Origin of the sequence: Actinophytocola sp. (assembly GCF_036555685.1) — a bacterium.
In the GTDB taxonomy this organism is placed as follows: domain Bacteria; phylum Actinomycetota; class Actinomycetes; order Mycobacteriales; family Pseudonocardiaceae; genus Actinophytocola.
This window is the reverse complement of the sequence record NZ_DATBKY010000095.1, coordinates 1-9,712: the sequence shown is the minus strand read 5'-3', so window position 1 is coordinate 9,712 and position 9,712 is coordinate 1. Positions and strand designations below refer to the sequence as shown.

Sequence of the window (9,712 nt, the reverse complement as noted above, 5' to 3'; positions counted from 1 at the left end):
GGCTGGAACCACGTCGGCGACCCGGGTGCCGCGCACGGCTACTACGTGGAGCCCTACCAGCGCGACGACCGCGGCGCGAAGCTCTTCCGGGTGCAGGCGCCGGACGGCTCGTGGGCGGAGTACACCCACGAGCTCGAGCCGTGGGAGGCGACGAACAACTCGTTCGCCGCGGTCTCGCCGGACGGGCAGTGGCTGGTGGCCGGGGAGTGGGGCACCACCGAGCGGCTGCTGGTGCACCCGATGCCGGGCATCGCCTGGACGGATCCGGGCGCGAACCTGCCGTACGCGTCGGTCATCCGGTTCGACCGTCCGGCGCGCGACATCCAGGGCTGTGACTTCGTGTCGCAGACCCGGCTGCTGTGTTCCTCGGACGACCCGGCGGGCGACCTCTTCGGCACCACGAAACCCCTGCTGCAGCTGGATCTCTCGGCGCCGGTGGGCGCCACGGACGTGACCGCGACCGTGACCTCGCTAGGGCAGCTGCCCCTGGAGAGCGGCTGCGACGGCGAGTTCGAGTCCGAGGGCATCGACTACGACGAGCGCGACGGGACGCTGCGCGTCATCGTGCTGTCGCCCGGTCTCTGCGTGGCGATCGACAGCAAGACCTGGCGGTTCCAGCGCGGCTGAGGGCTCTCAGAGCTTGACCGGGTAGTGCGGCTCCGGAACGCGGGGCTGGATGCGCCGCTCGATGAAGATCCCGTGCCACAGCATGTAGACCAGCAGCGCCCAGATCCGGCGCGAGTGGTCCAGCGTGCCGGCCCGGTGCTCCTCCAGCAGCCGCAGCACCGCGTTCTTGTCGATCTCCTCGTCCGTCTGGGACTTGAGGACGATCTGGCGTGCCCAGTCGAACATCTCGTCGCGCAGCCAGTGGCGGATCGGGACGGGGAAGCCGAGCTTGCGGCGGTTCAGCACGTGCGCGGGGACGATCTGGCGCAACGCCTGGCGCAGCGCGAACTTCGTCGTCTCCTTGGTGATCTTCTCCGCCAGCGGGACCTTCGCCGCGACCTTGAAGACCTCCGGGTCGAGGAACGGGACCCGCAGCTCCAGCGAGTTCGCCATGGTCATCTTGTCGGCCTTGACGAGGATGTCGCCGCGCAGCCAGGTGAACAGGTCCACGTGCTGCATCCGCGTCACCGGGTCCCAGCCGGCCGACTCGCGGTAGGGGCCGGCCGTCACGTCGGTGTGGCCGACGTTCTCGTCGAAGGTCCGCAGCACCGCGCGCAGCTGGTCGTCGCGGAAGATGCGGGCGTTGCCGTAGTAGCGCTGCTCCAGGTCCAGCGCGCCGCGGCGGAGCAGGTCCTTGCCCCGCGTGCCCTCGGGGATCTTCGTGGAGATCGACCCCATCGCCCGGCGCAGCGCGCCGGGCACCTTCTCGAACGCGGCGAGCGACAGCGGCTCGCGGTAGATCGTGTAGCCGCCGAACAGTTCGTCCGCGCCTTCGCCGGACAGCACGACCTTCACGTGCCGGCGGGCCTCGCGCGCGATGAACCACAGCGGCACCAGCGCCGGGTCGGCCACCGGATCGTCGAGGTACCAGACGATCAGCGGCAGCGCCTCCATCATCTCCTGCGGGCTCACCGTGCGGACCACGTGCTTCACGCCGATCGCCGCCGCGGACTCCGCCGCCACGTCCACCTCGGAGTAGCCCTCGCGCTCGAAGCCCGTCGTGAACGTCACCAGGTTCGGGTTGTGCTCCTTCGCCAGCGCGGCGATGGCCGTCGAGTCGATGCCGCCGGACAGGAACGAGCCGACCGTGACGTCCGCACGCATGTGCTTGGCCACCGAGTCACGCATGACGTCGGCGATCTCGTCGTAGAGGCGCTCGGGGGAGTCCTTGCCGCGGATGGGGGTCGGGCGGAACGTGTGGAAGAAGTACCGGTCGGTGGTGATCTGGCCGCCGGGGGAGACGGTGAACGAGGTGCCCGACTCGATCCGGCGGATCTCCCGGTGCAGCGTCTCCGGCTCCGGCACGTACTGCAGCGTCAGGTAGTGCTGCAGGGCGGTGCGGTCCAGCGAGGCGGGGACCCGCAGCCGCGGCGCCAGCTCGAGCAGCGCCTTCTTCTCGCTCGAGAACGCCACCCCGCCGGGGCCGGCCGAGTAGAACAGCGGCTTGATGCCGAACGGGTCGCGCGCGCCGAAGACCACGCGCCGCCGCCAGTCCCAGATGAGGAACGCGAACATCCCGCGCAGCTTGGACACCGCTGCCGGGCCGAGGTAGTGGTACAGCGCGACGATGACCTCGCTGTCGCCGTTCGTGCGCATGGTCGCGCCGTGCTGCTCGATCAGCTCCCGCCGCAGCTCCAGGTAGTTGTAGATCTCCCCGTTGAACAGCAGCGTGTAGCGCTCCTGCACGCCCTCCGGGCTCCAGTGCAGCGGCTGGTGCGAGTGGTCGACGTCGATGATCGACAGCCGGTTGAAGCCGAAGACCACCTCGTCGCCGGACCAGATGCCCGTTTCGTCTGGCCCGCGGTGGCGCTGGCAGCGCATCGCCTGGGCGACCGCCTCCCGGCTCGCGTTGGCGTCGGACTCGGATGGGCAGACCAGGCCAAGCAGACCGCACACGTCTCCGGCACAACCTCTCGTGTCGAGTGCTCGTGAGCACCAAGTATGGCTGGCGCGACGACGGCCGCCCCTACGCGGTGTGGCCTGGGCCTCTCGGCTAGGCTCCGCACTAGATCAAGGAAGCTTGAGGAGGGGCGCGCAGTGGGCAACAAGCGGCGCACACCGGCCGTCCGGCTGGCCGGTCTGGCGAGCCTGGCCGCACTGGTCACGCTCACCGTCTCCGGCTGCTCGGCCGGCGACGTGCTGCGCTTCGGCTGGCCGGAAGGCGTCACGCCGCAGGCGGACCGGATGCGTGATTTCTGGACGTGGTCGGTGATCGCCTCGCTGATCGTCGGCGTGCTGGTGTGGGGGCTGATCCTGTGGCCCGTCATCGCGCACCGCAAGCGCGGCGACAAGCTGCCCCGGCAGTTCCAGTACAACCACTTCCTCGAGTTCATCTACACGGGTGTCCCGTCGATCATCGTGGTCGTCCTCTTCTACTTCACGATCACGACGCAGAACTACGTGCTCCACGAGGACTCGCCGGACGACGTGGACGTCAACGTCAACGTCACGGCCTTCCAGTGGAACTGGCAGTTCGAGTACGAGAACTACAAGGACTCGTCCGGCGCCACGGTCGCGCCGCGTACTCCAGAGGGCCCGCTGGTCACCACGGTCGGCAGCTCGACCGAGATCCCGCTGCTCGTCCTGCCGACCGAGGCCAAGATCCACTACTCGTTGCGCGCCCGCGACGTGATCCACTCGTTCTTCGTGCCGGAGTTCAACTTCAAGCGCGACGTCTTCCCGTACCCGGAGAAGAACCACCAGTCCAACACGTTCCAGAACACGATCGACCGCGAGGGCTCGTTCGTCGGGCGCTGCGCCGAGCTGTGCGGGACCTACCACTCGGGGATGAACTTCGAGGTCCGCGCGCTCAACAAGGAGCGGTTCGACCGGTACATGAACCTGCGTCGCTCGATGAACGACGACACCCACCAGCCGTACACCGCGGCGGAGGCGCTGGCGCAGCTGGGCGAGGAGGACTCGAGCTGCGGCGACCTGTGCAACCCGGTTGCCAACACCACCTCGCCGTTCGACACCGACCGTCACGTCCGTACCTCGTCGGGAGAGTGAGGATCGCATGAAGGTCGAAGCCAGGCTCTTCGACGTCACCACGTCGTTCTTCATCCTGTCCGCGATCGTGTACGGCGTCTGGTCCAAGGAGCCGGTCGGCACCGTCGCGCTCATCCTCACCGGCGGTCTCTCGCTGATCGTCGGCTCGTACTTCCACTTCGTCGCCCGCCGCGTCGAGCGCCGCCCGGAGGACAATCCGGACGCGGAGATCAGCGACGGCGCGGGCGAGGTCGGCTTCTTCAGCGCCGGCAGCTACTGGCCGGTGACGCTGGCCGCGTCGGGCGGCGTCTCGGCGCTCGCGCTCGCGTTCTGGCAGGTGTGGCTGCTCGTGATCGGGCTCGTGCTGGTGCTGATGTCGGTCGCCGGCCTCGTGTTCGAGTACCACACGCGGCCCAACGCCACGGACTAGTCCGCCCCGGAATTCAAAGTGTTGGTTGCGTTCCAGCGGATGGTGCGGAATCTCGGTTGATGGTGGCTGGGTGCCGTCGCGGTCCCCTGAGGTCACCGTTGGCCGGTCCAAGACCTCGCACAATGATCCGCATTACCCCGCAAGGTCATCGCCGTGCTGGACCAGAGTCAGCTGGCCAGGGCGGCGTCGCGTAGTGCGGCTGACCGGGTGATCCAGTTCGCCAGCAGATCGCCGGCGCGGCCCGAGTCGATGGCCTGTGCGGCGGTCTCCATGCCGGCCGCGAGGTCGCTCGTCAGGTCGTCCGAGAACCCGCGGAACGCCGCGATCGCACCTGCCGCGTTCAGCAGCACCGTGTCGCGCACCGGGCCGGCCGTCCCACCGACGACCGTGCGCAGCACCTCGGCGTTCTTCGCCGCGTCACCGCCGGCCAGGTCGTGCGCCGTGGTCGGGGCGATCGACAGCGCCCGCGGGTCGATCTTGTCCACCCGCACCGTGCCGCCCGAGGCCACCCACGCCGTCGTGGTGGTCGTCGTCGTGATCTCGTCCAGACCGTCGTCGCCGCGGACCACCAGCACGCTGAACCCGCGGCCGGCGAGCACCTCGGCCACCACCGGCGCGAGGCGCTCGTTGGCGCACCCGACCAGGGCCGACGTCGGCTGGGCCGGGTTGGTCAGTGGGCCGAGGATGTTGAACACCGTCGGGATGCCGAGGTCCTTGCGGGTTGGCCCGGCGTGGCGGAGCGCGGGGTGGAACGCCGGCGCGAAGCAGAACCCGATGCCGACCTCGCGGACGCACTCCGCGACCGCGTCCGGGGGCAGCTCGATGGCCACGCCCAGCTGCTGCAGCACGTCGGCCGCACCACACTGCGACGACGCCGCCCGGTTGCCGTGCTTGACGATCGGCACCCCGGCCGCCGCGGTGACGACCGCGCTCATCGTGGAGATGTTCACCGTGCCGGCCTGGTCGCCGCCGGTCCCGACGACGTCCGCGGCCGGTGTGTCGATGCTCACCCGGTGCGCGTGGCGCAGCATCGCCTCGGCCATGCCACCGACCTCGTCCGGCGTCTCGCCCTTCGCGCGCAGTGCGACGGCGAACCCGCCGATCTGCGACGGGGTGGCGTGGCCGGACATGATCTCGTTCATCGCCCAGGACGTGTCCTCGGCGGTCAGATGGCTGCCGGCGACGAGCTGGTTGAGCAATGCCGGCCAGGTCCGGTCGCCCATGAGTGGACCTCTCAACCCTGATAGACGGGAAGCTGCTTGTCGCGCAGCACGTCGGCCACCGTCTCGGCGGCGGCCAGCGGGTCGAGCGGGTGCACGATCACCGCGTCGGCCTGCGACCAGGTGGCGAGCCATCGGTCGTCCTTGCGCCGGATCGCGATCACGATCGGCGGGCACGCGGTGATCTCGTTCTTGAGCTGGCGGCACAGCCCGATGCCGCCGGTCGGCTGCGCCTCGCCGTCGAGAATGGCCAGGTCGACGGCGCCGCTGTCCATCTCCATCAGCACCTCGGCGACCGTCCCGGCCTCGTGGTACTCGACCCGGCCGATGTCCGCGGCCGGCCGCCGGCCGACCGCTGTGATGATCGTCTCCCGGACCTCCGGCCGGTGGCTGAACACCAGGATCTTCAGCGGCGAGCTCATGACGAACGTCCTCCGGCGAGCGAGACGGGATCGGACCAGGTCCTCGGGCGTATGCGGCGATGCTATCGGCCCCGCCGCGGCACGTGGTCAGGTGCCCGCCCGCGCACCCCGACGCGCCGTGGACCCGATCAGTCCAGGGAGTTCGCGGCAGGCAATAATGCGGGCGTGACGACAGCAGCGCCTTCAATCAGCCAGCGTGTGCACTCGCTGAACCGGCCGAACATGGTCAGCGTCGGCACGATCGTCTGGCTCAGCAGCGAGCTGATGTTCTTCGCCGGTCTGTTCGCCATGTTCTTCACGGTCAAGGCACAGAACGACGCGGACCACTGGCCCCCGCCGCCCACGCACCTCGACGTGCCGTACGCCCTCGTTGTCACAATCGTGCTCGTCGCTTCGTCACTCACTTGTCAGATGGGTGTGTTCGCAGCGGAGCGGGGTGACGTCTTCGGTCTCAGGCGCTGGTACCTGATCACGCTCGTGATGGGCACGTTCTTCGTGCTGGGCCAGGCCAACGAGTACCGGAGCCTCATCTCCGAGGGCACCACCATTCCCTCGTCCGCGTACGGGACGGTGTTCTACCTGGCGACCGGCTTCCACGGCCTGCACGTCACCGGCGGCCTGATCGCGTTCGTGTTCCTGCTCATCCGCACCCGGATGAGCAAGTTCACCCCGGCACAGGCCACCTCGGCGATCGTCGTGTCGTACTACTGGCACTTCGTCGACGTCGTGTGGATCGGTCTGTTCAGCGTGATCTACTTCGTGAAGTGACCTCGGCCCGACCGGCCCGCCAAGCCCGAACTGACTCACCAGGGGTTGCCGCACAGATGACCAAGAAACGCAGGGCCCGCACGAAGCTCCAGCGCCGGCTTGCCGGTCTGCTGGCGCTCGCTATCGCGCTGCTCGGGATCGGGACGCTGTACAGCTTCCTGGTTCCCGAGCCGCAGACCGCGCAGGCCCAGGAGGACCCGGCGGTGGTGCGTCAGGGCGAGCAGATCTTCAACAACACCTGCATCACCTGCCACGGTGCCCACCTCGAGGGCGTCGAGGGGCGGGGGCCGAGCCTGGTGGGCGTCGGCGAGGCGGCGGTCTACTTCCAGACGTCGACCGGCCGGATGCCGGCCATGATGCAGGGCGCTCAGGCCGAGGAGAAGCCGCCGGTGCTCTCGCCGGAGGAAGTCGACGCGGTGGCGGCGTACGTGCAGGCCAACGGCGGTGGCGTGACGTTGCCGGAGCAGCGCGGCAAGGAGCTGCGCGGCGACAACCCCGCGCGGGGCGGCGAGCTGTTCCGGCTCAACTGCGCCTCGTGCCACAACTTCACCGGCCGTGGCGGCGCGCTGTCCTCCGGTAAGCGCGCGCCCGCGCTGGACCAGGTCACCGAGGACCAGATGTACGCGGCCATGCTGTCCGGCCCGCAGAGCATGCCGCGCTTCTCCGAGCGACAGCTCTCGCCGAGCGAGAAGAAGGACATCATCGCCTACGTCAAGTCCGTGACCGACGGCAACAACAACCCCGGCGGCGACTCGCTCGGCGGGCTCGGCCCGCAGTCCGAGGGGCTGATCGGTTTCATCGTGGGAATGGCGGCATTGATCGGCATCACGCTGTGGATCGGGGCCAGGCAATGAGCAATGACGAGACCCCGGACGAGACCCCGGACAAGACCCCACAGGTCCCGAGCGACGAGGAACTCTCCCGGATGAGCCGGGACGAGCTGGCCCGGCTCGGCATGAAGCTCGACGGCGTCGAGCTGGTCGAGTACCCCGACCCGTGGCCGGTCAAGGGCACCCGGGCGGAGAAGCGCGCCGAGCGCGCGGTCGCGCTCTGGTTCACGATCGCCGGGCTCGCGAGCCTCGCCTCCGTGGTCGTGTTCATCTTCTGGCCGGCCAGGTACGTGGCCCCGGGCGAGGACGGCTACTTCCTGTACTCGCTGTACACGCCGGCCCTCGGTGTGACGCTCGGCGTCGCGATCCTCGCGGTCGGCATCGGCGTGCTGAACTACACGCGAAAGTTCATCCCGCACGAGATCGCCGTGCAGGACCGGCACGACGGCGGCTCGAAGGAGCTCGACAAGAAGACCATCGTCGCCCAGTTCGCCGACTTCGGGCACAGCAGCACGATCGCCCGCCGCTCGATGATCAAGCGCTCGCTCGCGTTCGGCGGCGGCGCGCTCGGGCTCGCGCTCACCGTCGTCCCGCTCGGCGCGTTCCTGCGCAACCCGCACGCGCAGTCCGCGAACGCCGACGGCCTGCTGCACACGGGCTGGCAGCACGTCTCGGACGAGAAGGTCTTCCTGCGCCGCGACACCGGCGACCCGTCCGAGGTCGTGCTGGTCAAGCCGGAGGACATGGACGCGGGCGCCATGGAGACGGTGTTCCCCTTCCGCGAGTCGGAGCGGAACGACGAGAAGGCCCTCAGCCACGCGCTGACCAGGTCGGACAACCCGGTCATGCTCATCCGGCTGCGGCCCGAGGACGCCGCCAAGGTGATCAAGCACGTGGGCCAGGAGGACTTCAACTTCGGCGACTACTACGCCTACACGAAGGTCTGCAGCCATCTCGGCTGCCCGACCTCGCTGTACGAGCAGCGCAGCAACCGCATCCTGTGCCCGTGCCACCAGTCGCAGTTCGACGCCCTGCAGTACGCGAGGCCGGTCTTCGGCCCCGCGACCCGCAGGCTCGCTCAGCTGCCGATCACGGTGGACGAAGAGACTGGATACTTCATCTCCCCACATGATTTCATCGAACCGGTGGGACCCGCGTACTGGGAGCGGCGGTCATGAGTGGTCTGACGACACCGACGAAGCCCGACAACGTCGCGATGCGTGCGGCGGCGGGCGCCGCGAAGTGGACCGACGACCGGTACCACGTGGCGAGCGGCCTGCGGCGGCAGATCAACAAGGTCTTCCCGACGCACTGGTCGTTCCTGCTCGGCGAGATCGCGCTGTACAGCTTCATCGTGCTGCTGCTGTCCGGCACGTACCTGGCGCTGTTCTTCGACCCCTCGATGACCGAGGTCACCTACCAGGGTTCGTTCGTGAACCTGCGGGGCCTGGAGATGTCGAGAGCGTACGAGTCGACGCTGTTCCTCTCGTTCGACGTGCGCGGCGGTCTGTTCGTCCGCCAGGTGCACCACTGGTCCGCGCTGCTGTTCATGTCCGCGATCGTCGTGCACATGTTCCGCACGTTCTTCACCGGCGCGTTCCGGCGGCCGCGTGAGGTCAACTGGGTCATCGGCGTGCTGATCTTCGTGCTCGGCGCGACCGAGGGCTTCGCCGGCTACTCGCTGCCGGACGACCTGCTCTCCGGCGCCGGCCTGCGGATCATGTCGGGCCTGATCCTCTCGATCCCGCTGATCGGCACCTGGGCGCACTGGCTGATCTTCGGCAGCGAGTTCCCCGGAACGGAGATCGTGCCGCGGTTGTACACCGTGCACATCCTGCTGATACCCGGGATCCTGCTGGCGCTGATCGGTGTCCACGTCGGCCTGGTCTGGTACCAGAAGCACACCCAGTTCCCGGGCGTGCGGCGCAAGGAGACCAACGTCGTCGGCGTCCGCATCCTGCCGACGTTCGCCCTCAAGGCCGGCGGCTTCACGGCCGTGGTCATCGGCGTGACCGCGCTGCTGGGCGGCATCTTCCAGATCAACCCGATCTGGAACTTCGGGCCGTACAACGCGGCGCAGGTCTCGGCCGGCTCGCAGCCGGACTTCTACATGGCCTGGGTCGACGGTCTGGGCCGGGTCTTCCCGCCGTGGGAGTTGGTACTCGGTGACTGGCGGATCCCGGCGGTGTTCTGGCCGACCGCCGCGTTCCTGCCGGTGCTGTTCGTGCTGGCCGGCATGTACCCGGCGATCGAGCGGAAGATGACCGGGGACAACGCGCTGCACAACCTGCTGCAGCGCCCGCGTGACGCCCCGGTCCGCACCTCGCTGGGCGCCATGGCCGTCATCTTCTACCTGGTGCTGGTGGTCAACTGTGCCAACGACTGGTT

10 protein-coding genes are annotated in these 9,712 nt (G+C 68.8%); 7 read left to right on the top strand and 3 right to left on the bottom strand.

Translation table 11 applies throughout. From position 1 onward, the window contains the following. Positions 1-627: hypothetical protein (locus VH969_RS09905; protein ID WP_331973372.1), on the top strand; the 627-nt coding region annotated here is incomplete at its 5' end. 6 nt (positions 628-633) lie between these two features. Here the strand turns inward: VH969_RS09905 and asnB are convergent. Then, positions 634-2,562 carry an asparagine synthase (glutamine-hydrolyzing) gene (gene asnB, locus VH969_RS09900; RefSeq protein WP_331973371.1) on the bottom strand — a complete coding sequence of 643 codons (1,929 nt, stop codon included), beginning with the start codon at positions 2,560-2,562 and terminating at the stop codon, positions 634-636. Positions 2,563-2,703: 141 nt separating this feature from the next. On the opposite strand from asnB, the gene ctaC reads away from it, so the two are divergent. Together ctaC and ctaF are read left to right on the top strand one after the other, a co-directional pair. Beyond that, positions 2,704-3,675 carry an aa3-type cytochrome oxidase subunit II gene (gene ctaC, locus VH969_RS09895; protein WP_331973370.1) on the top strand — a complete coding sequence of 324 codons (972 nt, stop codon included), beginning with the start codon at positions 2,704-2,706 and terminating at the stop codon, positions 3,673-3,675. A gap of 7 nt (positions 3,676-3,682) precedes the next feature. Then, complete coding sequence (gene ctaF / locus VH969_RS09890; protein ID WP_331973369.1) at positions 3,683-4,084, top strand: cytochrome c oxidase subunit 4; 402 nt, start codon at positions 3,683-3,685, stop codon at positions 4,082-4,084. A 167-nt stretch (positions 4,085-4,251) separates the two neighbouring features. On the opposite strand, the gene trpD is transcribed toward ctaF, so the two are convergent. Beyond that, entirely contained in the window at positions 4,252-5,307 is a 1,056-nt protein-coding gene (trpD, locus tag VH969_RS09885; RefSeq protein ID WP_331973368.1) for an anthranilate phosphoribosyltransferase, read from the bottom strand. An 11-nt stretch (positions 5,308-5,318) separates the two neighbouring features. Further along, entirely contained in the window at positions 5,319-5,726 is a 408-nt protein-coding gene (locus VH969_RS09880; protein WP_331973367.1) for a PleD family two-component system response regulator, read from the bottom strand. A gap of 165 nt (positions 5,727-5,891) precedes the next feature. Between VH969_RS09880 and ctaE the strand changes: the two genes are divergently transcribed. The 4 genes from ctaE to qcrB form a co-directional block, all read left to right on the top strand. After that, the gene (gene ctaE, locus VH969_RS09875) at positions 5,892-6,494 is read left to right on the top strand and encodes an aa3-type cytochrome oxidase subunit III (RefSeq protein ID WP_527249154.1); all 603 of its coding nucleotides are present in this window, start codon (positions 5,892-5,894) and stop codon (positions 6,492-6,494) included. A 56-nt stretch (positions 6,495-6,550) separates the two neighbouring features. After that, positions 6,551-7,348 carry a cytochrome bc1 complex diheme cytochrome c subunit gene (gene qcrC / locus VH969_RS09870; RefSeq protein ID WP_331973366.1) on the top strand — a complete coding sequence of 266 codons (798 nt, stop codon included), beginning with the start codon at positions 6,551-6,553 and terminating at the stop codon, positions 7,346-7,348. Then, positions 7,345-8,502, top strand: coding sequence for a cytochrome bc1 complex Rieske iron-sulfur subunit (gene qcrA / locus VH969_RS09865; protein WP_331973365.1), 1,158 nt, complete (start codon positions 7,345-7,347; stop codon positions 8,500-8,502). Before qcrC ends, qcrA begins: the two co-directional genes overlap by 4 nt. Then, positions 8,499-9,712 (top strand): cytochrome bc1 complex cytochrome b subunit (gene qcrB, locus VH969_RS09860; RefSeq protein ID WP_331973364.1); only part of this gene is annotated, 1,214 nt, incomplete at its 3' end. The genes qcrA and qcrB, both read left to right, overlap by 4 nt.

Coding starts and splice junctions, on each gene's coding strand:
- ctaF (WP_331973369.1), top strand. CDS start 3,683: ATGAAGGTCGAAGCCAGGCTCTTCGACGTCACCACGTCGTTCTTCATC.
- trpD (WP_331973368.1), bottom strand. CDS start 5,307: ATGGGCGACCGGACCTGGCCGGCATTGCTCAACCAGCTCGTCGCCGGC.
- VH969_RS09880 (WP_331973367.1), bottom strand. CDS start 5,726: ATGAGCTCGCCGCTGAAGATCCTGGTGTTCAGCCACCGGCCGGAGGTC.
- qcrC (WP_331973366.1), top strand. CDS start 6,551: ATGACCAAGAAACGCAGGGCCCGCACGAAGCTCCAGCGCCGGCTTGCC.
- qcrA (WP_331973365.1), top strand. CDS start 7,345: ATGAGCAATGACGAGACCCCGGACGAGACCCCGGACAAGACCCCACAG.